The following is a 23466-nucleotide window of genomic DNA, read 5'->3' on the forward strand; positions in this document are numbered from 1 at the left end:
TTGTATGGCTTTTCCAAAGCGAGTTCAACTTCAAGAACAGCCGTCGCTAACGATTATATTTCCGGCGTCCGCAAACCGGGCGCCGGCTTAAGAATACGGAGTGAAGTTCATGTCAGAGATTCATTTAATCGCCACCGCCCCGATGGGGCTGGAGGCCGTCGTAGCCCGCGAAGTCCGCGATCTGGGTTATGACCGGGTGACGGTCGAGAACGGCCGCGTCCATTTTATCGCAGACGAGCTGGCTATCGCCCGGGCAAACCTGTGGCTGCGTACGGCCGACCGGGTTTTGGTAGTGATGGGCCAATTCGAGGCCCGTACCTTCGACGAGCTGTTCGAAGGGACCAAAGCGCTGCCGTGGCCGGACTGGATTCCGGAGCATGCCGAGTTCCCTGTCGAAGGCCGCTCCCATAAATCGCAGCTGTCGAGCGTGCCCGCCTGCCAAGGAATCGTTAAGAAGGCGATCGTAGAGAGCATGAAGCAGCGCTATCATACGGAATGGTTCGGCGAGACCGGACCCAGATACGTGATCGAGATTGCGCTGCTGAACGATGTCGCTACGCTCACGCTCGACACGACAGGCGCCGGGCTGCATAAGCGCGGCTACCGCAAGCTCGTCACCGAAGCGCCGCTGAAGGAGACGATGGCGGCGGCGCTCGTGCTGCTGAGCCGCTGGCAGCCGGAGCGCCCGCTCTACGACCCGTTCTGCGGGTCGGGGACGATCCCGATCGAGGCGGCGATGATCGGGTGGAACCTGGCGCCGGGGCTGCGGCGCAGCTTCGCCGCCGAGGCATGGCCCGTCGTGCCCGAGGACCTGTGGTCCGAGGCGCGGGAGGAAGCCTACGATCTCGTGCGGGACGATATCCCGCTGGAGATCGCGGGCTCGGACATCGATAGCGCGGCGATCGATGTGGCTTTGGCCGCCGCCAAGGCGGCAGGGCTCGCGAAGGAGCTGAGCCTGAAGGTGCTGCCGGTGGCGAAGGCGCAGCCTCGCGGCGACTACGGCTGCGTGATCACCAATCCGCCGTACGGCGAGCGGCTCGGTGACCGCGGCGAGGTCGAGAAGGTAATCCGCCAGCTCGGCGGCATGGCGTCGCAGCTGCCGACATGGTCGTTCTTCATCCTCAATCCGAACAAACAGATCGAGCATTACATGGGCCGGACGGCCAGCAAAAAGCGCAAGCTGTTCAACGGCCGGATCGAATGCCATCTCTATCAATACTTTGCATCCGGCGGACTGTACGGCTGGCGCAAAGAGAAACAAGACAACCCCGGAACGTAAAGTCCGGGGCTTTTGCCTTATATTTTATTTCCTGATTTCCGCCCGCCCGTCCCTTCTCAGGAATCGGTACGCGGCTCGAACGGCCTGGAAGGGAGCTACAGTACAGGAGGTGTAGCCCCGGAACCGGGCATCGAATAGCTTCTAAGTGTAACGGACACAGGGGAGCTAAAGTCGTCGCATACAGACGCTTTTTAAACGTAACGGACGCCATTGCGCTTACTTAGCTCCGAATCGCTTTCTATGGAGGCTTTGCCAACCAATAGCTGCATCTGTGTCCGTTAGAAATCCAACATGGCCGATAGGGTTGATATAGCGGCCGCTGTGTCCGTCCCTCGTAATTAGGGGATAATCTCACGAATGCTCACTCATTCGCAGGATTTCTATTGTATTGGATGTCGGTGAAGTTTGGAATGTAGGGATTCTGGCCCATCTCATTGGCTAATAGGCATGCAGGAACAGAGGCAGCGTTCATAACGCTTCCAGTTTTACCCTATTGTGCACTACTCCACTTTGCCTCTGGAGGTTCACCCTCCCATGACTCAACGGGTCTTCGCCCTTACATTCCTTCGTTACACCTGTCCAAAGGTGTGGAGACCGATAGCGTTTACTTGACGGGTCATTGCCCTGACGGACACAGAATTCGGTTCACTGTGCATCCATGATTTGAAATCCTGCAAATGAGTCAATACTCGTTTCTGCTAGGAGACTTTAGGCTGCAGGGATGGCCGCTTCGTGTGCGGAACGGTATTCTTCTCCTCTTTGAACCATACCGATCGTGATGCGTGCCCATTTTCCAATTAACTTAAAGATTGATGCCTGCTTCTTCATCCCCTTCGCTACGTTGTGTTCATGCCATCGCTTGAAATCTTCATTGTATCGAACGAGATTGAGCACGCCCAGGAACAAATATTTACGCAGCATGCTGTCTCCGCGCTTGGAAAGCTTGATTTGTCCTTTGAACTTGCCGGAGGTGCACTCTGCCAGATTCAGACCGGCCCGCCTGAGCAACTGCCGACCATGCGAGTACAAGCGAAGGTCGCCTGCACAACCCAGGAGGGCTGCAAGGGTAATCGTCCCCAGCCCGCGAATACTTTGCAATTGCTGCGCCAACGGCATGTCACCCACGAGGGCCTCTATTTCCCGCTGGATTTCATCGAGTCTCTGAAGGGACTGTTTATACGCATCCAACAACCGCTTGATATCTCGACGCGCTTCTTCCGGCACTCGCTTGTCACCGATGCTGCGTGCGGCCAAAGATAACAGCTCCAGCGCCTTCGCTCTCCCGCTAACGCCTGAGGCCCGTTTCATGCCTTGTTCTTTCCAGCCTGCAATGACCTGCTCTACCGTTAGCCCTTGAAGGTCACCAGGTAGCGCAAACGCGCCGAGCGTCGCCAGCGCACGAGGGACGGTCCAATCTTTGAATACCAGTCTGAACTCAGGGAAGTACAAATCGATCCACCGGACGATGCGGTTACCTAAACGTGTGGCATCCTTCGACCAGAACTCGCGGTCGCTCATGATGGTTTTGATCCGTTCAAAGGCAGTCCCTCGGGGAAGGTAGTCCGTGTAGAAGCCCCGGCTCACCACATCAGCAATGGTGAGTGCATCTTTTGGATCGTTTTTGGAAGGACTGTTGTCCCGATTTTCCTTGTTGCGGTGCGTCGTGACGGGGTTGACCAGCACGACGTCAACGCTCTGCTCGAGCAGCCAGTTGGCAAGATTGAACCAATAGTGCCCCGTGGGCTCCATGCCGACGAGAAGCGAAGACAAGCCGTGTTTAGCTTGTGCTTCTTGAATCCACCGGAGAAATCGTTTAAACCCCTCCCGTGAGTTGGGAAACGACAGGTGACGTGAAGTCAGAGAGCGACCGCGAAAATCCGTCAATTGGGCTACGTGGCTATCTTTCGCGATGTCGACTCCCACCACCGCATGGTGTGGGGTTATACGGTCGATTCGTTGATTTATAGTGGCATTTCGGTTAAACTTCATAATAAGACGCCTCCTGATGGGTTTTTAGGGCCTTGACCCGTGACACCCCCATCATACGAGGCGTCCCTGTTTTTGTCCAAGGCCAAATATTAGCCTCTACAGGAATGTTTGCGGGTGTACGGCGCCACTGAAGGGGTCGCCCACTGCGCATGCGAAAGCCTCTTCGATCGCTGCCCGTCCCGGATTTTTTGAATAGGTAGGCCCGTGAAAACGGGGGAAATCCGCGAACAAAGGCGCACGCTTCGCTTCTCCAGATGGCTCTCGCTTAGCGAAGTCTGCTTTGTCGCCACGCTTCTAAAAGTGCGGTGAGAAACGCCCACTGCGCATGCGAAAGCCTCTTCGATCGCTGCCCGTCCCGGATTTCTTGAATAGGTAAGCCCGTGAAAACGAGGAAAATCCGCGAACAAAGGCGAACGCTTCGCTTCTACAGATTGCTCTCGCTTGCTTCGCTCACTTTTTCACCGGGCTTCTAAGAGTCTGTCCGATGAAGTTACATTTGTGCATACTGAATGAATAATGACTGCATATTTCTCCGCTAGCGCTGCATCATTGCTGTCATTTTGCATATATATACCTTCTACGTCGTTCATCGGACAGACTCCAAAAAAGGTGGTAAAAAATCCGCCGCGGCGCCCATTTGATCTTCCCATCGCTGTTGAAACCGGATTTTGGGGATGGTTATTTCCCTTTTTCTATGGAGAAAATCCGTCAGTAAAGGCGAACGCTATCGCTTTTCCAGATTCAAATGGCCCCACCGCTCGTTTATCACCGCCATTCTATCGCCGCTCGATAAAATGCTCCCGGCGCGGGCCGGTAGAGATCGACCGGATCGGCACGCCGATTCGCCGCTCCAGGAAATCGACGTAACGCTTCGCAGGCTCCGGCAGCTTATCGTAATCCGTAATGCCGGTAATATCGCATTTCCAGCCGGGCAAATACTCGTATACGGGCACGGCCTTCTCCAGAAGCGCCCCGGCGGGAAACCGCTCCGTCCTCTGGCCGTCCACCTCATAGGCGGTGCATACCGGAATGCGGTCCAAATACCCGAGCACGTCAAGCAGCGACAAAGTGACCTCGGTAGCTCCCTGCGCCATGCAGCCGTACCTCGTGGCGACGGCGTCGAACCAGCCGACCCGGCGCGGTCGCCCGGTCTTGGAGCCGAACTCGCCCCCGTCTCCTCCCCGCCGGCGCAGCTCGTCTCCTTCCGGCCCGTGCAGCTCGGTAACGAACGGCCCGGCTCCGACGCAGCTGGAGTACGCCTTGGCTACGGCAATAATGCGCCGGATGGCATGAGGCGGAACTCCCGCTCCGACGGCGGCGTATCCGGCGAGCGTAGACGAGGAGGTCGAGTACGGATAAATGCCGTGATCCGGGTCCCGCAGCGCGCCCAGCTGGCCTTCGACCAAAATCGTCTTCCCTTCCTGCAGCGCCTCATGCAGCAGCTCCGTCGTATCGCAAACGAGCGGGCGTATCGCCTCCCCGTCCTGCAGCAGCCGCTCGGCCAGCGGTTCGGCTTGCAGCGGCTCTTGCCCGTACAGATGCTCCAGCAGCACATTTTTGCTCTCCAGGGCATGGCCAAGCTTCGCCAGAAGCGTAGAGCGGTCGTACAAATCGGCGACCTGAATGCCGATCTTCAAATATTTATCCGCATAAAACGGCGCGATCCCGGACCGGGTCGATCCGAACTGCCGGCTGCCGAGCCGCTCTTCCTCGAGCGAGTCGAACAGCTCATGATAAGGCAGCACCACTTGACTGCGCTCCGAGATGCGCAGGATCGGCTCCGGCACGTTCCGCGCCTGCAATTTCTCGTATTCCTCCAGCAGTCCGCGGACATTCAGCGCCGTTCCCGGTCCGATGACATTGACGATCCGGCGGTGAAATACGCCGGACGGCAGCATATGCAGCACGAATTTGCCGTAATCGTTAATAATCGTATGCCCCGCGTTGTTCCCCCCTTGAAACCGCACGACGACATCCGCCTGCGCAGCCAGCAAATCCGTAACCTTGCCTTTTCCTTCATCTCCCCAATTGGCCCCTACTACAGCCGTAACCGAACCTTTCACATGCATCGCTCCCTTATTCCGGATGATTAAAGGCTATCCGAACATGAACGAGGACCGGCGTACATACTCCGTCCGTCGTACAAACGCGTTTCGGCAGCCGAATGAACTTACCTTGTCATTATATTCTGTGATAAGATATAAATATAATGAATAATATGTATATCTAATATAACTGGAGATTATAGCATGGATTATAACCTCGATTTATACCGCGTGTTCCTGGCGGTCGCGAAGGCGGGAAGCTTCTCCCGGGCGGCGGAAGCGCTGTTCATTACGCAGCCCGCCGTCAGCCATTCGATCAGACAGCTCGAGGAGAAGCTTGGCGGGCCGTTGTTTTTTCGCACTTCGCGGGGCGCGAAGCTAACCGTCGAAGGGGAAGTGCTGCTCCGTTACATCGGGCAAGCGTTCCAGCTGATCGCAGAGGCGGAGCACAGACTGACCGAAATGCATCAGATGCTGAGCGGGGTCGTTCATATCGGAGCTAACGATACGCTGTGCAAGCATGTGCTGCTGCCTTATCTGGAAGCGTTTCACAAGGAGTACCCGGACGTGAAGCTGCATGTCACGAACCGCACCTCGCAGGAGACGATCAAGCTGCTTAAGGAAGGCGCCATCGATTTCGGCATCGTCAATCTTCCCGTCGACGACGCGCAGCTCAGCATCCGCCGGTGGAAGCCGCTCCACGATATTTTTGTCGCCGGGGCCAGATACAGCCATTTGCAGGGGCAAACGATGACCCCGGCGGAGCTGGCGGCCTACCCGATCATCTTGCTGGAGAGAGACAGCAGCATGCGCAAATATGCGGACCGCTATTTTCAGGCTCATCAGGTTCGCATTACCCCGGAATTCGAGCTGGGCAGTCTCGATCTGCTTATCCAATTCGCCAAGACCGGGCTCGGCATCTCCTGCGTCACCGGGCAGTTCGCCGCCGAGGAGCTGGCTTCCGGAGAGCTGTTCGAGCTGCGGTTGGAGCCGGCTATACCGCCTCGTCATATCGGCATCGTCACTTTGAAGGACGTTCCGCTGTCTTTCGCGGCGCAGACGATGCTGGAGCTGTGCCTTCAGTCCTAGCAGCGGCTCCAACTGTTTGCCGTTGCCCCTCCTCTCGCGTCGGCATCTGCGCTAATCCGCCCTCATGCGCTTGGGCCACGGCGCCCGTTAGCAGGAATCGCTTCATGCTGCGCCCTGCCGCTTTGCCCGCACTGGGACAGAGCGCAGCATGAACAAATCCCCCAAAAGTGACGTGAAGCTCTGAAGCTTATTCCGTCCGCATCCAGCCTAAGCTGGATCGGTGTCTAACCCTTCCTCTGGGATCGTTCTATGGGTAGACTTTACTTTCGGGGGAGACCCCGGATTTCCACAGGATATTGCTGCGCATCATTTCCTAAACAAAAAAAGCGTCCCCTGCCGCATCCCATATGCAGCAAAGCACGCTTATTCGTTTGTAATCAGCCGCAGTCCCCGCAAATATCCGGCGGCGGTTGACGGCGCAGCTGCGTCAGAGCTGACAAGCTCTAGCCTTCCACCCTGGGCTTCGCCGGATCGCAATTCGGCGGGCGGGTATTAGAGAGGCTCGCCAGCTTAATCAGATAGTAGCATTCTTCCCGCGCCATATGGTCGGGCATCAAGGGGCTGAGCGTTCCCAGCACTTCCTTCGAGAGCGCCAGCTCCTCCAGCTCCCTCAGAAACTCCCGGAACAGCGCCATCTCCAGCTCCACTTCCTTCTGGAAGCGCGCCAGGGCCGGGAACTGCTTCAGCCTGGTCCGCATGTATCCCGCAACTTCGATCGCCTTCAAATAAAAGTCCGTGAAATGCGTTTCGAACGTGCGGCTCAGCTCGAGCAGACGCCGTTCCGTCATATCCAGGTCGGCCGCTATGGAGCCGGCATGGCCCGCCGCATCGGCAAGCCATACCAAGTGATGATGGATTTCGTCAAACACCGGGGCCGGCTCCCCGATTCTCAGAAAGGCGAGCACCCGGATATATTCCTCCGCCTCGTTAACCATATGATTTATGAACGTAGGCGGAAGCGAAATGACCACGCGGCCGTCAAGCGACCGCTCCAGCAGATGCAGCTTAAAGGCCCGCAGCTCCTGCACCCGCCGGAAAGCCGCCTCGCTCAGCTGAACCCACGAAGCTCCGTTCAGCGGACGTCGCGAATCGTTAAGCAACGCGTCGAACGTGCGGATGAAACAAACGGCCCGGCCGATCTCTTCTTCTTCAGAAGGAGCGAGCGCATCTCTGATAAAGCGGGCGTGATCGCCGCAAACCTGCAGCCAGAACGGATGCTCGAATGAAGCGGACGATACGTAAGCAGATGGTTCCACGGAGCTTTCCTCCTTCAGGCGGCTTCGCTCCTTCCGAGCCCGCCTTCGCAGCAATGGTGGCAACGCTGGGCGAATGCCCAGGTCGTTCTTGATAAGCATAGTATGCTTACGCCTCCCGCTTGGTGTCACGTACGGGCAAAAAAAACGCTCCGCAGCCCATCCCTCATTGTCGCCGCACCCGGCTCCCGGCTCGATTGCCCGCCGCTTAAGCCAGTCTTCTCGTTTCCAATCTACAGCTCAAATAATCGTACAGGCTCAAGAACAAATCATTGACAAAGCCGCAGCGAAACGAGAACTTCACTTCGCCGTACCAGTAAAAGCTCAGCAAATGGCTGTTTTTCCCCATGACCATCTCCACGTCCCAACATGGGTAACGCAGGTCGAACACTTCCTGATTCATAAACATTTTCGGGCCTTCGCTCGATAAATAAACGCCGATCATCTTCCCTTCGATAACCGTAAAAAAACCTTCCTTCGTCATAAACTCCCGCTCTTCGTTAGACATCGTCTTTCAACCCTCCGCATTACTTGAATGACGTATCCCACAAACATCGAAAAGACTCCTCTTAGCCTCGGCGGGAGTCCGCTGCATATGCGTATCACCGATCCTTCGGCAGCTGGCTGGCAGAACGGACCGATCCGTTCGATAGCCCCTATAGCTTTGCGTCACAGGCTTTCGCCTGCTTTGCCATTATCGAGTTCGAAATTTGTCAATTCGTGTAACAAAATACGACAACAATAGCATATAAGATACGCATAGCGGAATGCATGTTGCTAATTGACTATTTTTCGCCTGTCTACATGGACTTTAGACTCATTTCTGGCTCGTAATGCCGCGACGATCAAACTATTTTCCCGCAAACGCAACATAGGCTCCGGTCGCAAACGGCGGCTGCCGTCATAATCCGCAAGCAGGATATCTCGCGGACAATGGACCTAGGAGTCTGTCCGATGAACCACGTACTCCTTCGGACAGACTTCTACAGTATGGGAGATAATGTATATCGGACACTGTCTACCAGATGTCCGCGCTCCGTTCGGCGGCAGTTAATATCGTCAAAGACTTGTTCTACGGCAAAAAAAACTCCCTGCCTACTGGCAAGGAGATTTCGGCGATTAGCCGTTTTACTTTAATTCCTCGTTCACCGTGATAACATACATTTGCGTCGGATTCTGATTGACCTGCAGCTGGCCTTGCTCGTCGTAGCCGTCCACGCCGAAATCATTGTCGTTGACAACCGCGATCGTATGTTCGTTGACGACAGCGAGTCCTTCCAGCTTCTCATGCGGATAACCGAGCTTGGCTACATCTACGACCAATTCCTTGCTCACAGGCGCGATGCCCTTCGCCTTCAGCTGCTCGATGCTCAGCGCTTCCACTTGCTCGCTGTCGGCAGTTCCTAACAGATTCGTCGCTTTGGAAAAGTCCGCTTTATAAATTCGCTTCAGCTGCGCTTCGTCGCCGGCGTTTTTATCGCGCTCGTCAACCAGCACCGTATCTTGGCTCAGCGCCGACAGGTCGCTGATGACAATATCTTTTTGCTTCACATTCCGGAACATCGAGGCGTCCTCGGCAATATACAAGTATTCTCCGACGACCGTTTTGCTGCTTAAATCCATTTTGAGAATACGCAGGTTGCGCGATTTTTCCCCGGTTTTCTGATCGGGAACGGCCATCGGGCTTTGAATCGAGGTGTACAAATACCGGCCGTCCGGAGAAATCGTCACGCCCTCGAAGCCGCGGTTGGCGATGCGGTTGTTGTACGCCGCAGGCAAAATATCATAAATATCCGTCTGCGCTCCGGCAGCCAGCAGCTTGTCCTTGGCTCCTTGCGGCACATAACGGCCCAAGATCGTTCCGTCTCGCTTCACCTGCAAAATCGAAGGGCGGTATTCGTCGGACAGCCAGAATGTGTCGTCGCTCGGGCTGTAGGCAATGCCTTCAAGGTCCAAGCCGTCCGGGTCATAGCCCAGCTTCTTCGTTCCCGTACCGTCGTAAGGCACCTCGTCGCCTTCTTGTAAATTCGGCATGCCTGTGACATCGGATGTACCGGTATATACGTCCTTCCTGCCGTCGGGCAAATGCAGCTTGATCGTCTCCAGCACCTCGATCGTGCCGTTGGCCGCCTTGATCTTGTACATTCTCGGAACGTACGTGTCGTCCGGGAAGGTGCGAAGCTTGTCCTTGCCGAATTCGCCGTTCGGCCCGCGGTCTGCCATCGTGTAGAAGACGTCCTCCGGATCGCTGGGCATATGCAGCAATCCTGAGAATCCCCCTTCCTTGATGCTTCCTGTCAGCTCGGGCGGATTTTTCCATTCATGTACTGCGGCAACCTTCGGCTGGTCTTTCAGACGGATCGATTGAGTCCATTCGTTCCATTCCACCTGCTTGCCGAGCGCCTCGCCGATCGCGCGCAGCGGCACATACGTGCTGCCGTCGATCACGACAGGCTCCTTATCCATCGAAACGGCTTGTCCGTTCGAAAACACATTGAATTTCACGGCTTGCGCCTCCAGCTGCGACTGCGCCGCCTGAACCGACGACGCGCCCGCCAACGCGCAAAGCGCAAGTGTCGCGATCATCCATTTTCTTTTTTTCATCCTATTTTTCATCGATTCGTTCCCCCCAGTGAAATAACGACTGTATCCTCTTTCAGCATAAGAGAGGAACGTTTGCGGAATGTCATCGGAATTTTAAAAAATGGTAAAGCAACCTGTGAAATGATTGATATATAGATATAACCTATAAATAGGATACATATCATATATTAGACCTATATCATTTTGTTGGATACAATCATCTCACCCATTTAATTCCGGAAAGGAGTGCACCTTCCATGATAACTCACTTCTCCCAGCTTCAATTACAAACAGTTTCGATTCGAGGCGTTAAACAATTTTATCACGAACAGCTGCATTTCCCTGTCGTTTACGAGTCCGACCATGAGATCCTTCTCCAACCGGCCGAATACTTTACATTATCTTTTAAGGAGGCTGCAGAACCGTTGGCTCCGGCCCATTTTGCATTCGAGGTCCCTTACTCTGACTTTAACAACGTAGTCGACTGGCTGCAACGTACGGGGAATGTTACCCTTCTAAAATGGCCGAACGGCAGGATCATTGACGATTTTGAAACCGGGCTGAATGTTTACTTTCGAGATGGCGACGGCAATTTATTGGAAATCATTGCTCATAATTACATTACGGAAGGAATACTGCCTCCTAGCGGAGAGCTGAAAATATTGTATCTCAGAGAGATCGGGTTTCCGGTGGATAGTGTGGCCGATTTTAGATCGTTGTTAGTCGATCTTTTTAATTTCAGTCTCGCCAAAGTATACGATAATTTTACTTTTGCAATCGGGGGGACGGCGCATGCGGTTATTGCTTCGAAGCAGCGAAAATGGATTCCTATAGCCATGACCGCTTTACCGCCGGCGATGAACGTAAGCTTTGGGATCAGCAGTCTCGATTTTATTGAAAAGGTCAAAACCAATTTAACCGCAAAAGGTATTCCCTATGAAAGCAACGAACATGCTCAGCTTCATTTTCAGTTCAACGAATACAGCTTCTGCTTAGGCCTTACCGATTTTCCCGATAAAGCCCCCGCGCTTTTAAATTTACCTTATTCGAGATTGGGTTAGAACCCCTGGGATTTTTAGATCGCTGGAGCCTGCCGTTCCCGCAAAAAAAGCGTTTAGTCCGCAGACTAAACGCTTCTTAACATGTCCGGTCATTTTATGCATGGCGTGCAGCCTCTTGCTCAACGGGACTCGGGGATTCCTGCCCGCCCGCGGCATTCCGCCTCAGCTTCCAAGCACAGCGGCCTATCCGGATACTTTCTTCACGTATTTCTTCGCCTTCTCGATCGCTTCGTCCTCCGTAGCTCCCGTCACATAACGCCCGTTAATAAAAATAAAGGCGAACCGCGAACAAGGCCCGCAGTAGGATTTGCATCCCACTTTAATGTCGGCGTCGGGGGCCAGCTTTTGAAGCTTCGATACGGCGGTTTTCATTTTCATATGCTTGCATTTATCGCAAACGCGTATATCGTTAGCCATTGCCCAAAACCAGATCCTTTCGTAACCGCAGGCCGCTTAGTGGTCGCCGTGGTTCCCCTTGCTAGGATTGGTTACCGCAAAGCCTTCTTCCGGTGTATAGAAATAATCGATGCGCACGCCGTCGAGCAGAGGCTCGTCCTTTTGCAAAATGACGTCGATGTTTTTGTCCGTGCTGACTACTTCATCCTTGTCCGTAGGCGTATCGAGACTCATCCCGTAGTGGGCGTGGTCGCCATGGCTGTGCGTAATGTATACGCGAAGCTTCAGATCCTTGTTTTCTTCTTTCTCCAATTCAGCCAAAAGCATTTTTGCAGCGTTGCGCGAAATTTTGCAGTTCATCTATATGACATCTCCCACTGTTGGTTTTCTCCTTATTGTAAAGAAACCTGTCCGGGAAAGCAACCCGCTGAAGCGGTTTTCTTCAGCACTCCGAGACCAGCTTGCGCACCGCTTCCGGCTGAAGCTCCGCCGAATGGATAGCATTGGCAAAGGCCCCTCGCGTCCCGGAATCCAGGTGATACTCACGAACCGCATCCGTATCTTTGAGAAGATGGCCGGTCAACAGGCATACGACCGTTTCGTCGGCGCCGACGGTCCCCTCGCCGACCAGCTTCTTCAGCCCCGCCACCGATGCGGCGGAGGCAGGCTCGCAGCCGATGCCGCTGCGGTCGATAACAGCTTTGGCGTCCATAATCTCCCGGTCGGAGACGGAGACCGTGACGCCGCCGGTCGGCCGGATCGTATAGCGCAGCGCCTTTTTCCAGCTGGGCGGGTTGCCGATGTTCAGCGCGCTCGCTCTGGTGCGAGGCTGCGGCTCCGCGACAAGCTGGGCCGCCTCCGCGGCGACCATCCGGTGGAAGGGACTCGCTCCTTCCGCCTGAACGACGGCCACCCGCGGCAGCTTATCGATAAAGCCGAGCTGCTTCAGCTCTCGCAAGCCTTTACCCAGCGCGGTCGCGTTGCTGAGCGCCCCGCCGGGCAGGACGATCCAGTCGGGCAGCTTCCAGCCGAGCTGGTGCGCCGTTTCGAAAATAATGCTTTTCTGCCCTTCGATCCGAAACGGGTTGACCGAATTGCACACATACAGCCCCAGCGCCTCGCTATGCTCTTCGCTGAAGCGGATACCGTCATCATAAGTGCCGCGAAAAGAGAGCAGGCTCGCGCCGTATGCCAGCGTCTGCAGCACCTTATTCATCGATATATCTCTGTCCGGCAGCAGCACGTAGGACGAGCAGCCGGCCAGCGCGGCATACATCGCCAGCGAAGAGGACGTATTGCCGGTGGAGGTGCACGTAAATTTCGTATAGCCGAGCGAGCGCCCGTGCGAGACGGCCACGGTCATGCCGTTATCCTTGAACGAGCCGCTCGGATTCTCGCTCTGCGCCTTGAGCAGCAGCCGGCGCACTCCCGCATAGGCTGCCGTCGGCGCCGAATCGTACAGGCCGGTGTTGCCCTCATACTTCGTCGTGATAAAGGATTCCGGCAGCTCCGGAGCAATCAGCTCCTTATATCTCCATACACCGCCGGCATAAGGAGTCATTCTCTCCGCCAGCCTGCGGTCGAATAATTGCTTCAGCCGTTCGGCGTCCATGCCCCGGAAATCATGCGCCATGTCCAGAAGCCCTCCGCACGGACATAAAAACGGGTTGTTCACCTGCTCCGACGATAATACTTTGCCGCAATCTACACATTCGAATGTCATCGTAAGCCAGCCTCCAATACGAATTGAGTTTCTATCGCTTACGAATTACAATAAAGGAGATTCAAGCATAAATCTAATATATGTAATCTTAGTTTATATAAAATTAATTTATGAATTGAAATCAAGGAGGCGATCCTATGAATTTGCACGCCTTGAAGCTTTTTTACGAGGCGGCCAGCCGGGGCAGTGTGACGCGGGCTGCGGAAGCGCTGCATATTAGCCAGCCCGCCGTCACCGCGCAAATCCGCAATCTGGAGCAGGAGCTGGGCGTAGCCCTGCTCGCCTCCCAGGGCAGGGGCATCCGGCTCACCGAGGCCGGCGAGATGCTGCATGACTGCGCCGCCAAGCTGTTCGCGCTGGAGCAGGAAATGGACGCCAGAATAGCCGATTACCGGCAGGGCGTCCAAGGCAAGCTGCGGATTGCGGCGACCTACCTCCCGGCTAACCATTTGCTGCCGGGATGGATGGCCGCCTTCAAGCAGCTTCATGAGCGCATCGAACTGACGCTCACGACGGCGAACTCGCGCAGCGCCTATGAGAAGCTGCTGCATTACGAAGCCGATCTGGCCGTGATCGGCGGCAGCAAGGAAGCGCCGGAGGGCGTAACGCGGGAGGAACTGCTCGAGGACGAGCTATGGTTCGTCGTTCCCGCAGGACACCGGCTGGCCGGAGCCCTCGTCTCCCTCGCCGAGATGATGAAGGAGCCGTTCATCGTCCGCGAGGAAGGCAGCTCGACCCGGGAGAAGCTGCTGGCGCTTTGCCGTCTTCACAATCTCGCGCCCCCGCGCGTCGGACTCCAGTTCAACGGCCCGAATGAAACGATCCGCGCCGTGATGGCCGGTTACGGAGCGAACCTCCTGTCCGCGCTGGAAGTAAGCGAATATATCCGGCAGGGCGCCGTCGCGCGAGTGCAGGTCGACGGGGTTCGGCTTGCCAACCCCATCGCGGTCTGCCGCCGCTCCGGCGAAGAGCTGTCTCCGTCGGCCGGACAGTTCCTTGCCTTCGCCAAGGAGCAGATGCTAAGCCTGGACGCCGGTAACGATGGTAACGATGGTAACGATGGTAACGCCGGGTAGCTAAGGTCAGCTCCCTAATGCCGGCTCTCCGGCAGGCCCAGCCTGCATCTACCGTCCCCATGCGCAGCGCTCGGCGCGCGTTGCGGCGCTGCGCGGCGGTCGGCGGTCGGTCGTCGAACCCCGCGGAAGGCTTCTCTGCGAAGCCTGCGCCGCAGGAAGCTTGCTATTTTACAGTTTCTTCATTACTATGGATAATAACGGGGGATAGTAGCGGGGCCATCGTCGCGTTAATGCACTTTGGATACTTGCTTACCTCATGGTAATTAATATATGTAAGGGAAAGGATGGTTCGTCATGTCTGTACCTGAAAGCCAAGCCAACAAGGCCGTTTCGAGCAACTACATCCCTAAACAACCCACTCACATCGAATGCTCCATCGAAAAAACGCTGGATGCAATAGGCGGCAAATGGTCGTTCCTCGTCCTTCGGGAATTGTTCGACGGAACCAAACGCTTCGGCGAGCTGCAAAAGCGAATCAAATCGATCAGTCCCAAATCGCTGACCGAAACGCTGCGCCACCTGGAGGAAGAAGGCGTGCTGGAGCGAACCGCTTACCCCACCGTACCCGTCACCGTAGAATATACGTTAACGCCCAAGGGACATGATCTTCACCCGATTTTGAAAGCGATGAAACTTTGGGCCGCCAAGTGGTCCTAATTTTCCCTTGACGAGGTGTATGCATGATAGCGTTTTACCAGAAGTATTGGAGAACCGTATTTGACATTGCGCTGCTGCTGCTGACCGTTTATTTGTTCATGTTGTTGTTCAGCTATTTGTACGGCATCGCCACGCCAATTTTTCTCGCGTTTATCGTTTATTGGATCATCGAGCCGCTGGCTCGCTTCCTGCGGAGCAAAGGACTCGCCAAGAGCATAGCCTCGGCCATCTCCACCATCGTCTTTATTCTCGTCATCCTCGGGGTCATCACAGGGGCCGGCGTCATCTTCACAAGCCAGCTGCTCAACCTGAAGGACAAGCTGCCCGAATATTCGGCCATACTGCAAAACCAAATCGTGCTGAAAACGCAGTTTCTGCACGACCGTCTGGAGACGATGCCTGCGCTGCCCGACGATGTTGTGCAGAAAATTACCGAGTATTCCACGGAAATTACGCAGAAGCTGACCACATGGGCGGGGCAGCTGCTGACCGGTATGTTTACGATGCTGACCAGCTTCTCGACCTTTGTCGTCAATTTCGTCATCGCTATCATCCTGGCTTACTTCCTCAGCATCGAGATCGAATCGTGGAAAAAAGCGGCGCGGGACCATACCCCCAAAACGTTCAAGGCGGCCTTCACTTTCCTGAAGGACAACGTGCTGAAGGGCATCGTCGGCTATGTCAAAGCGCAGGCCAAGCTAATTAGCCTGACGTTCATCGTCATTTTTGTGGCGCTGATGATTCTGGGCGTAAAAAATTCATTCTCTATCGCCCTGCTGTCCGCCATATTCGATGTGCTGCCGCTGCTCGGCGTCTCGACCTTGTTCATTCCATGGATCATCTATTTGTTCGTCGTAGGCCAGACGGTGCTCGCCATATGGCTGGCTGCGCTGTTAATCGTGGTGATTCTGGTGAGGCAGATTATGGAGCCCAAAATTACGGGGGATTCGCTCGGCGTCTCGGCGTTCACGATGCTGTCTTTCATGATCATTTCGTTGTCCTTGTTCGGCGTGGCCGGGCTGATTCTCTCCCCGGTTCTCATCATTACGATCAAGGCGCTGTACGAGCAGGGCTACCTGCAACAGTGGATTCACTGGCCCGAAGGCGAGTAAGTCGAATAAGCGGATCTTATCATTACATAACTCAACCTTCGCATCTAATGAATCAGCGTAAGACCACATATGTACTAGATTTGTGACGGGGAGATGGCATTATTGTCATCTCCTTTGTCGTTTGGAGATTAGCCTTGATTTTATGATTCCGTGGAAAAATAAGGGTGGAGCATTAAGCAGGGAGAGAACGTGAGAAATAGCCGCGAATGCGGTTAACGAAGTATCGTATCTTAGGGCATCAGCAGACGGTCGAGTCCGATAGCACTGATCAGCATGCGTTCCTTTTTGTTTTCGAGCAGCTGCTGAGTCCAATCCACAAATCCGCCATCGCCAATGTTGTACTCGCGTCCGCCAATCGTTGTTTTGATCGTAAACTGCAGTCCTTTGTAGTAGGCATTTTCAGAAGAAGCTGCATTGACTTTAACCGTCAGATCAGGCGCCTGCTCCCCGATGTGCCGAATGATCCGTTCAAGTAGCCCTTCGCTGTCGGTGTACCCGCCTCGCGCATTAATGATTATTTCGATTTCTGCTTGATACTGCGACCGAAAAATCTGCCTGTACACCGCAATATGTTCCCAGATTGCCTGCTTCTCGAATCCGTATGAGCCGATGTCCTTCCCGGAAGTAACCATCGCATAAAGGCTGAAATGGGCCAGCATGCCAGGCAGATTCGGAAATTTCTGCGCCCTTACATGCCGATGCGTCGAGGAGAAACGCACCGGGTCGGAATGATTTTGCAGGTCGCCCGACTTGACGCCGTCCGCAATATGAAGGGCGATTAGATTGGTCACGTCCGCGACAACCTCCGTTCCCCGCAGCGCTGAAATAATTTTGTTCTGATCGGCCGGAGCAACGACCGAGCACGAGCCGAGCGGAGCTACAGGCGACAGCTGAATTGGCGTATACTTATGGCTCTGCGCGATTCTAAGCAGTTCTAGTTCCAATTGCTTCAATGCGATGGGATCGACAGCTGCCGGCTTCACGAACCGATTTTCTTTATAACTACGCAAAAGCTCACCCGGCGATCTATTGGCACTCCGCTCCCGAAACACTTCCAGCAATAGCGTGTTCAGCTCCGAACCCGACTTGCCTGTGGATAGCAGTTCGACGAGCTCATCCCGTTCAAGCTTGCGGAGAGCGCCTCCGATTTCATCATTTCCACGCCCCGCTTCATTCTTTTCCCTCGACATCTCATCGCCCCCATTCCCAATATTTTACCAAACGGTTGATGTTATATCTATCCTCTGAGGGAGCTGAATCCACTGCGTAGGCGGAAATATCTTGCGGAGGCAGCAAAAACAGAGCGCAAACCATTCAAGGTTCGCGCCCTCTCGGCGTCAACGGGCCAAATATTTACGCTCCGCCCGGTCGGTAAATATATTCATCAAGAAAAGCGTAACGGCAATGTCGTCTATCGGCATCCAAGGCATCAGGTCCGGCATGACCCAATAAACCAGCACGGGGACGGCGAACAGCAGCTTTTCCCGCACAGGCACCTTGGGAGAAGCGAGCAGCGGGCCGATGCGCCGAAACACATGACCCCAGTAACGAAACGATAACAACCGTTTCCACATCAGGTATCCCTCCTTCGAGGCTAGGCGGTTTGCAGACCCTTTTCCTATAGTATAACGTTATTTTTATGTTAAAACAAAAAGCAGCCGCCCTCCGAACGGAGAGAAGCCGCTTTTTCATTTACAAAAATTTACAGAAAGACGATCATGGATAGCAGGAACATAAAGATGACGCCGACGATCATCGGAACCGAGGTTCTTTTGACAATCGCGATCGGATCGACCTTAATCGTTCCGGCAACGATTAGCGTAACCGCAGCTACAGGCGAAACCGCGCGGAACAGATTGCCCGATAACCCAAGCGGTACGGAGATGGCGATCGGACTGATTCCCGCCGCTTCCGCGAGCGGTACGATCAACGGTACCATGGCGAAAATAAGCGCGGTGCCGCTTCCGCTCAAAATAACGATCAGCGCGGTCAAAGCGACCAGAATCAGCGGCAGAATGAAGTCCAGCCCGTTACCTTGAATACGCTGCATGGAGTCTTGAAGCTCTCCGACCAGACCGATCGACTTTAAACCGGTTACAAACACGGAAGCCGCTACCAGCAGCGCGACGATCGGAATAGCGCCGCCCATCCCTTTAAAGAACGATTCCGTCTTCTCCAGGACGCTTTTGCCGCTCCGATGTCTAATTAATTCGCACACAATGGCAAATACTAATGAAACGAGAGTAGCCACCTCGACGCTAATATTGATCGATTTGCCCGTCGTCATCTGCACGGCGTAAGAGCCAAGCAGCAGAATGATCGGGAAGACCGGCAAAATCGCGTAAACCGTCTTATATAAAGCGCCTCCGCTGACGACAGTTTCTTTGCCCGTTTCGATAACTTCGGGTTCTTGTCCGGCTTGCGCCTGCCGGTTGTCTTTCTTGTCCATTCTCTTCTGCCACAAAAAGTGCACGATCGCGATCAGCAGCAGCGTAGGAATGGAAACGACGGCATGGTATTTAAACACGTAATCCGACACGGAAATATTGGCGAACGCTGCATGCTTGGCCAGCTCCTGGGCGATCGCCACATTGTCGCTTCCGAGCGGAGTCGGCACGATCGTCGCCGAAGTCGCGATCACCGCGCCTGCCGTCAAAGCGGACATGCCTGCTTTTCTCAAAATCGGGAACAACGTAGCGAGCAAAATGATTGCGAGATTCGAAGCGCTCGGAATGACGAGCGACAACAGGTTTCCGATCAGAAATACGACCGGAACGAGCACATAGACGGATTTGATTTTGGCGATCGGCTTCGACAAGACGCTGACGGTGACTTCGTTAGCGCCGATCGAGGACATATAAGCCGTGTATCCGCCCAACAGCAGAACGATGAAGCCTGCGGCGGACAGCGTCTGCTTAAACTGGACGACGATCACCTGCAGCGGGTCCAGCCATACCGAGCCTGTCGTCGCAAAATCTTTCAAATCGATCTTTTGCCCCATAAAGATACTGAGCAAAATAAGAATCGAGCCCATCAAAAACAGCGTAATTTTGATATCCATTTTTTTGATCAGCATTACGATAACGATGAGCACGGCAATAATAGCAGAAGCATACATAACTAGATTGGACATGGTTGTTTTCCTCCCGATTCCTCTGGCTGCGCTTAATTACATTTTTGCAGGCTTTCCATGAACCATTGCTTGAAGAGATGCGGGTCTATATCCACACAAACTTTGGCGTTGGCCGGCTGCTTCAAATAGTTTTTCAAATCGACGACGGTACATCCGCTAGTTAGCGATCCGTTCAGCTCCACATCGACGAACGTTTCCGCCACTTCGAACATGTCAGGACGCAGCAAATAAGCAACGGCGCAGCTGTCGTACATCTTCAGTCCGGTTTTCATGCTTCCGCCTCTATACTTCTGGAATAACTGATACATCATATGCCCGGTCTTGTTCATGACCTTTAACTTCTCGCTGTCTTCAGGGTAAACAAGCGCCTTCAGGCCGACGTCGAGTCCTACCATCACAAGAGGCAGTCCGCTTTGGAAGACGATTTTGGCCGCTTCCGGATCGGCGTAAATATTGAATTCCGCCATCACTCCCGCATTGCCCCGGCCGGTAGATCCGCCCATCAATACGATTTCGGCGATACGTTCCTTCACTTCCGGATACATATGGAGCAAGAGGGCGATATTCGTCAGAGGGCCGATCGGAACGATTGTGACCGGCGCCTCGCTGTCCATAATGACGCGGCGCATCGCGTTGACGGCATGCTCTTGCAGCAGCTGACCTTCGTCCGGTTGTTCGAAATCGTAGCCGTCCATTCCCGTCGGGCCGTGGATATCGCTCGCGTCGATCGGCTCCTTAATTAGCGGTCTGCGCGCACCCGCGGCAACAGGAACATCCTTATTGAAAAATTTCATCAACCGCAGCGCGTTAAAGGTCACCTTATCCAGGCTTACATTGCCTGCCACTGTAGTAATCAAACGAACGTCCAATTGGTCGCTGTACAGCGCGATAGCGAGCGCGACTGCATCGTCAATCCCCGGGTCGGTATCGATAATAATAGGTCTCTTGGTCATTTTCTTCGTTCCTCCCTGAATTCAATAAGCATTAAGTAAGCGATCTCATTGCATGCGGACTGGCGTTTGCCGTCCTATTGCGCCTGTTTCTTTATAAAAGCTTCGACTTCGGCCATGGTCGGCATTCCCGTCTGGGCTCCAAGCTTTGTCGTCGAGAGAGCGGCTACGGCGTTGCCGAATCGACATGCCTCCTGCAAGCTCAGCCCCCGGCTTAATGCTACCGCCAAGCCACCGTTGAAGGCGTCTCCGGCTCCCGTCGTATCGACAACATCGATCGAATAAGCGGGAATATTCATTTCGCTGCCGCCGTCGTGAATAAACACGCCTTGGCTTCCTTTAGTTACGATCAGCTTGCCGTCCAGCCGCTCCGCGCCGATCGATTTTTTCAGCATCGTTTGTTCATGCTCGTTGGGGGTAAAATAATCGATATATGGAACCCATTCCGAAGGGAGCTCTTGAATCGGCGCCGGATTCAGAATGACGGTTACCCCGTTTGCCTTGGCAATTTCCGCCGCCTTCTTCACGGCCTCAAGCGGAATCTCCAGCTGAAGAATCACAATATCGCTGTCTGCGATAACATCCCGTTTGCTTTCAACGAATGCAGCCGTTACATCATTATTCGCTGCGGGTACGACAATTATACTGTTCTCTTGATCCGAAACCGTAATCGTAGCGGTTGCCGTTGATTGATCTGTAACCGGTTCCACATTGCTTATATCGACACCTTCTTGTTGAAGATGTCGCAAGATGTCCTTGCCGAAGCTGTCGCTGCCGACGCGGCCGATCATCCGAACATGCGCTCCAAGTCTGGCTGAAGCTACCGCTTGATTCGCCCCTTTGCCTCCGGGGTTCATTTGAAACCGATCGCCGAACACCGTTTCTCCCAATTTCGGCAATCGGGAAGTAATGGTTACCAAATCCATGTTAATGCTTCCAACAACAGTTATTTTAGGTTTCCGCTCCATACCAGTATGCTCCTTAGGTTGTTCTTCTCTCTATAAGTTCAACTTCCAACGTGTAGTAGGTCTTCTCCATCGGCTGCTGCTCCATTAAATTAACGAGGACTGTAGTTGCGAGCTCTCCCATTTCATAGATAGGCTGCGCAACCGTCGTCAGCTCAGGAATCATGACGGAGGAGAGCACAATTCCGTCAAAACCGATGACGGCAAGTTCTTCGGGTACCTTTTTACCTAGCTGGTAAGCGGCTTTAATGGCGCCGATGGCCATCATATCGTTAGCCGCAAAAATGCCGTCGATGTCGGGATGCCTGCCTAGCAGCTCGCGAGTCGCGTCAATGGAAGATTCCATGTCGTAATTGCCGTTCACTATATAGCTTTCGGTAAACCACGGCTCTTCAGCCACCGCTTCCCTGTAGCCACCGCACCGTTCTTCGGCGTTGACGACCCCGGCGGTGCCTCTAATATGGCCGATTCGCTTGCGCCCCTTGCTTTTCAAAAAATGCGTCGCTGCCTTCGCGCCTTTCTTGTTCTCTACGACAATCGTAGGCAGGCCTTTGCTGATTTCACGGTCAATGCTTACGATTGGAATATTCAGCGCTTCAATCTGTTCGGCCGTCAGCGTGTTGGAAGAAACGATAATGCCGTTGACGTAATTTTGCTTCAATACGTCCAAATAGGCTTGTTCCTTCTCTTTATTTTCATCCGAATTGCACAAAATAACGTTGTATCCCAATTTACTGGCCGTATCCTCGACGGCTCTCGCCAACTCGGGAAAATACGGATTCATAATATCGGGCACGATTAAGCCTATCGTGTTCGAATGCTTCTTGAACAGACTTCGCGCTATTTCATTCGGTTTGTAATTCAATTCTTTAATCGCTTTCTCGACTTTTTCTCTAGAATGTTGTCCGACATATCCTTTGTCGTTCAATACTCTGGACACCGTGGCCACGGAAACGCCCGCCATCTTGGCAACGTCTTTAATGGATGCCATACTCTCACTCCAAACTGAAAAAGGGTAACCGGTTACACATCCAATATACTACTGATGAGCAGGGAAGTCAACAAGATTCATCGACTGGAAATTACTGAGATCGGCAGCGACGGACGGCAGACGAGGGGCGGTTTGCGTCGCTGCCGCAGGCATCGCCCGCCCTAGCTTAGTAGAAGCCCTTGAGCCGCGAACGCGCGCTATCGTGTCTACTCGCGGTCCCGGTCCTGTTCCCATTGCGGTTCCGCTAAGCAGGCCAGCGCCTCCGTCATCACTTGGGCCGTCGCCTCGTACATGTCGCGGAACTGGTCGAGCGGCAGCGGATTGACCCCGATGCCCGCTTCAATCGTAAAGCCCGGCCGCCCGAACTGCTGGATGAACCAATCCTTGTACCCTGCGTCGCTGTCGCCGAGCTTCACCGCCTTGTAGCCGCTGCTTCTCTCCAGCCGCAGCGCAATCGCCTCCGACGCCCGCGGCTCCAAATTGCGGTAATTCCAGTAAATTTCCTTGCCCTGCGTATGAAACGCCAGCACCAGCTCGAACCGATGCCGCCGCGTAAACTCCGCCATCGCCGCCGCTTCCGGCTCGCTTAGCGGCCTGACTCCCCCGTAATCCCGCGGCCCAGGGCCAGCCACCGCTCTGCGCTCCCTCTCCGCCTCCCAATGAGCGGGAAACTGGTCGTTCAGATCGACGCCGCGAATGTTGGCCTTCCAGCCGCTGAAGTCCTCCGAGCCCCCGTTCCAGGCGAGCAGCTGCCGGTAATACGGATGCTCCGGAGCCGCGCCGCGATGCACAAGCTCTACTCCGTCCGGATTGACCATCGGCACCAGCCACAGCGACGTCTGTCCGAACAGTTCCTCCGCCGGGAAGCTTCCGAGCGCGGCTTGCCTGGAGCAGGCGGTCGCGTATTCTTCGGCAAACTGCATCAGCAGCATCGTCGTAATCCATTCATTGGCGTGAAAAGCGCCGTTGCAATGGATTTCCTTTCTACCCATACCAATTCGCAGCGCGGGAATCGGCCGCCCCATCACACTGCGGCCAATGCTATCCACTTGTATGAAAGGATACCGCTCTTGCAGACGGTTCATATCCTTTAGCATTTCGCCGTATCCGTAGCTTCCGTCCCGCTCCCGCACCAAAAATGCCATTGTATTCGCTCCTTCCGCC

21 protein-coding genes and 1 riboswitch are annotated in these 23466 nt (G+C 54.4%); of the genes, 6 read left to right on the plus strand and 15 right to left on the minus strand.

Annotation, left to right across the window (positions count from 1 at the left end):
- Positions 1–109 precede the first annotated feature (109 nt).
- Positions 110–1279 (plus strand): THUMP domain-containing class I SAM-dependent RNA methyltransferase, encoded by a 1170-nt coding sequence (locus SK3146_RS10080; RefSeq protein ID WP_249864949.1) that lies wholly within the window; start codon positions 110–112, stop codon positions 1277–1279.
- A gap of 708 nt (positions 1280–1987) precedes the next feature.
- Here the strand turns inward: SK3146_RS10080 and SK3146_RS10085 are convergent.
- Positions 1988–3268, minus strand: coding sequence for an IS110 family RNA-guided transposase (locus SK3146_RS10085; RefSeq protein WP_249860577.1), 1281 nt, complete (start codon positions 3266–3268; stop codon positions 1988–1990).
- A gap of 776 nt (positions 3269–4044) precedes the next feature.
- Positions 4045–5331, minus strand: coding sequence for an adenylosuccinate synthase (locus tag SK3146_RS10090; RefSeq protein ID WP_249864950.1), 1287 nt, complete (start codon positions 5329–5331; stop codon positions 4045–4047).
- A gap of 186 nt (positions 5332–5517) precedes the next feature.
- Here SK3146_RS10090 and SK3146_RS10095 point away from each other — a divergent pair, with 186 nt between their 5' ends.
- Complete coding sequence (locus SK3146_RS10095) at positions 5518–6402, plus strand: LysR family transcriptional regulator (protein WP_249864951.1); 885 nt, start codon at positions 5518–5520, stop codon at positions 6400–6402.
- Positions 6403–6845: 443 nt separating this feature from the next.
- Here SK3146_RS10095 and SK3146_RS10100 read toward each other — a convergent pair whose 3' ends face one another.
- From SK3146_RS10100 to SK3146_RS10110, 3 genes are all read right to left on the minus strand, one after another.
- Entirely contained in the window at positions 6846–7658 is an 813-nt protein-coding gene (locus SK3146_RS10100) for a DUF2935 domain-containing protein (RefSeq protein WP_249864952.1), read from the minus strand.
- 205 nt (positions 7659–7863) lie between these two features.
- Positions 7864–8163 (minus strand): hypothetical protein, encoded by a 300-nt coding sequence (locus SK3146_RS10105; RefSeq protein ID WP_249864953.1) that lies wholly within the window; start codon positions 8161–8163, stop codon positions 7864–7866.
- Between the two features lie 104 nt (positions 8164–8267).
- Positions 8268–8358, minus strand: a riboswitch (cyclic di-GMP riboswitch).
- 425 nt (positions 8359–8783) lie between these two features.
- Entirely contained in the window at positions 8784–10271 is a 1488-nt protein-coding gene (locus SK3146_RS10110; protein WP_249864954.1) for an esterase-like activity of phytase family protein, read from the minus strand.
- A gap of 224 nt (positions 10272–10495) precedes the next feature.
- On the opposite strand from SK3146_RS10110, the gene SK3146_RS10115 reads away from it, so the two are divergent.
- The gene (locus SK3146_RS10115) at positions 10496–11299 is read left to right on the plus strand and encodes a VOC family protein (protein WP_249864955.1); all 804 of its coding nucleotides are present in this window, start codon (positions 10496–10498) and stop codon (positions 11297–11299) included.
- Between the two features lie 183 nt (positions 11300–11482).
- Here the strand turns inward: SK3146_RS10115 and SK3146_RS10120 are convergent, their stop codons facing one another.
- From SK3146_RS10120 to thrC, 3 genes are all read right to left on the minus strand, one after another.
- On the minus strand, positions 11483–11716 hold the full coding sequence (locus SK3146_RS10120) for a YuzB family protein (protein WP_249864956.1): 234 nt from the start codon (positions 11714–11716) through the stop codon (positions 11483–11485).
- Positions 11717–11752: 36 nt separating this feature from the next.
- The gene (locus SK3146_RS10125; RefSeq protein ID WP_249864957.1) at positions 11753–12055 is read right to left on the minus strand and encodes an iron-sulfur cluster assembly accessory protein; all 303 of its coding nucleotides are present in this window, start codon (positions 12053–12055) and stop codon (positions 11753–11755) included.
- Between the two features lie 82 nt (positions 12056–12137).
- Complete coding sequence (thrC, locus tag SK3146_RS10130; RefSeq protein ID WP_249864958.1) at positions 12138–13418, minus strand: threonine synthase; 1281 nt, start codon at positions 13416–13418, stop codon at positions 12138–12140.
- A gap of 137 nt (positions 13419–13555) precedes the next feature.
- Here thrC and SK3146_RS10135 point away from each other — a divergent pair, with 137 nt between their 5' ends.
- From SK3146_RS10135 to ytvI, 3 genes are all read left to right on the plus strand, one after another.
- Entirely contained in the window at positions 13556–14494 is a 939-nt protein-coding gene (locus SK3146_RS10135; protein ID WP_249864959.1) for a LysR family transcriptional regulator, read from the plus strand.
- A gap of 294 nt (positions 14495–14788) precedes the next feature.
- Positions 14789–15151, plus strand: coding sequence for a winged helix-turn-helix transcriptional regulator (locus SK3146_RS10140; protein WP_249864960.1), 363 nt, complete (start codon positions 14789–14791; stop codon positions 15149–15151).
- 23 nt (positions 15152–15174) lie between these two features.
- A complete protein-coding gene (gene ytvI / locus SK3146_RS10145; RefSeq protein WP_249864961.1) occupies positions 15175–16263 on the plus strand; it encodes a sporulation integral membrane protein YtvI in 1089 nt (362 codons plus the stop codon).
- Positions 16264–16493: 230 nt separating this feature from the next.
- On the opposite strand, the gene SK3146_RS10150 is transcribed toward ytvI, so the two are convergent.
- From SK3146_RS10150 to SK3146_RS10180, 7 genes are all read right to left on the minus strand, one after another.
- The gene (locus tag SK3146_RS10150; protein WP_249864962.1) at positions 16494–17453 is read right to left on the minus strand and encodes a hypothetical protein; all 960 of its coding nucleotides are present in this window, start codon (positions 17451–17453) and stop codon (positions 16494–16496) included.
- A 147-nt stretch (positions 17454–17600) separates the two neighbouring features.
- On the minus strand, positions 17601–17837 hold the full coding sequence (locus tag SK3146_RS10155; RefSeq protein WP_249864963.1) for a hypothetical protein: 237 nt from the start codon (positions 17835–17837) through the stop codon (positions 17601–17603).
- 128 nt (positions 17838–17965) lie between these two features.
- Positions 17966–19396, minus strand: coding sequence for a C4-dicarboxylate transporter DcuC (dcuC, locus tag SK3146_RS10160; RefSeq protein WP_249864964.1), 1431 nt, complete (start codon positions 19394–19396; stop codon positions 17966–17968).
- Positions 19397–19428: 32 nt separating this feature from the next.
- Positions 19429–20349: a ribonucleoside hydrolase RihC gene (gene rihC, locus SK3146_RS10165; RefSeq protein WP_249864965.1), complete on the minus strand. Its 921-nt coding sequence runs from the start codon at positions 20347–20349 to the stop codon at positions 19429–19431.
- A 74-nt stretch (positions 20350–20423) separates the two neighbouring features.
- Positions 20424–21272, minus strand: a complete 849-nt coding sequence (gene rbsK, locus SK3146_RS10170; RefSeq protein WP_249864966.1) for a ribokinase — start codon at positions 21270–21272, stop codon at positions 20424–20426.
- 55 nt (positions 21273–21327) lie between these two features.
- Complete coding sequence (locus SK3146_RS10175; RefSeq protein ID WP_249864967.1) at positions 21328–22302, minus strand: LacI family DNA-binding transcriptional regulator; 975 nt, start codon at positions 22300–22302, stop codon at positions 21328–21330.
- Between the two features lie 206 nt (positions 22303–22508).
- On the minus strand, positions 22509–23447 hold the full coding sequence (locus SK3146_RS10180; RefSeq protein ID WP_249864968.1) for a M14 family metallopeptidase: 939 nt from the start codon (positions 23445–23447) through the stop codon (positions 22509–22511).
- Positions 23448–23466 lie beyond the last annotated feature (19 nt).

The sequence above is a fragment of the Paenibacillus konkukensis genome, from assembly GCF_023523925.1.
Taxonomy (GTDB): domain Bacteria; phylum Bacillota; class Bacilli; order Paenibacillales; family NBRC-103111; genus Paenibacillus_S; species Paenibacillus_S doosanensis.

Bases quoted from the DNA above. Each gene is read 5' to 3' on its own strand.
- SK3146_RS10080 (WP_249864949.1), top strand. From the start codon at position 110: ATGTCAGAGATTCATTTAATCGCCACCGCCCCGATGGGGCTGGAGGCC.
- SK3146_RS10085 (WP_249860577.1), bottom strand. From the start codon at position 3,268: ATGAAGTTTAACCGAAATGCCACTATAAATCAACGAATCGACCGTATA.
- SK3146_RS10180 (WP_249864968.1), bottom strand. From the start codon at position 23,447: ATGGCATTTTTGGTGCGGGAGCGGGACGGAAGCTACGGATACGGCGAA.
- SK3146_RS10140 (WP_249864960.1), top strand. From the start codon at position 14,789: ATGTCTGTACCTGAAAGCCAAGCCAACAAGGCCGTTTCGAGCAACTAC.
- rihC (WP_249864965.1), bottom strand. From the start codon at position 20,349: ATGACCAAGAGACCTATTATTATCGATACCGACCCGGGGATTGACGAT.
- SK3146_RS10105 (WP_249864953.1), bottom strand. From the start codon at position 8,163: ATGTCTAACGAAGAGCGGGAGTTTATGACGAAGGAAGGTTTTTTTACG.
- SK3146_RS10115 (WP_249864955.1), top strand. From the start codon at position 10,496: ATGATAACTCACTTCTCCCAGCTTCAATTACAAACAGTTTCGATTCGA.
- SK3146_RS10135 (WP_249864959.1), top strand. From the start codon at position 13,556: ATGAATTTGCACGCCTTGAAGCTTTTTTACGAGGCGGCCAGCCGGGGC.
- rbsK (WP_249864966.1), bottom strand. From the start codon at position 21,272: ATGGATTTGGTAACCATTACTTCCCGATTGCCGAAATTGGGAGAAACG.
- SK3146_RS10175 (WP_249864967.1), bottom strand. From the start codon at position 22,302: ATGGCATCCATTAAAGACGTTGCCAAGATGGCGGGCGTTTCCGTGGCC.
- SK3146_RS10125 (WP_249864957.1), bottom strand. From the start codon at position 12,055: ATGAACTGCAAAATTTCGCGCAACGCTGCAAAAATGCTTTTGGCTGAA.
- SK3146_RS10095 (WP_249864951.1), top strand. From the start codon at position 5,518: ATGGATTATAACCTCGATTTATACCGCGTGTTCCTGGCGGTCGCGAAG.
- SK3146_RS10120 (WP_249864956.1), bottom strand. From the start codon at position 11,716: ATGGCTAACGATATACGCGTTTGCGATAAATGCAAGCATATGAAAATG.
- SK3146_RS10150 (WP_249864962.1), bottom strand. From the start codon at position 17,453: ATGTCGAGGGAAAAGAATGAAGCGGGGCGTGGAAATGATGAAATCGGA.
- dcuC (WP_249864964.1), bottom strand. From the start codon at position 19,396: ATGTCCAATCTAGTTATGTATGCTTCTGCTATTATTGCCGTGCTCATC.
- SK3146_RS10110 (WP_249864954.1), bottom strand. From the start codon at position 10,271: ATGAAAAATAGGATGAAAAAAAGAAAATGGATGATCGCGACACTTGCG.
- SK3146_RS10155 (WP_249864963.1), bottom strand. From the start codon at position 17,837: ATGTGGAAACGGTTGTTATCGTTTCGTTACTGGGGTCATGTGTTTCGG.
- ytvI (WP_249864961.1), top strand. From the start codon at position 15,175: ATGATAGCGTTTTACCAGAAGTATTGGAGAACCGTATTTGACATTGCG.
- thrC (WP_249864958.1), bottom strand. From the start codon at position 13,418: ATGACATTCGAATGTGTAGATTGCGGCAAAGTATTATCGTCGGAGCAG.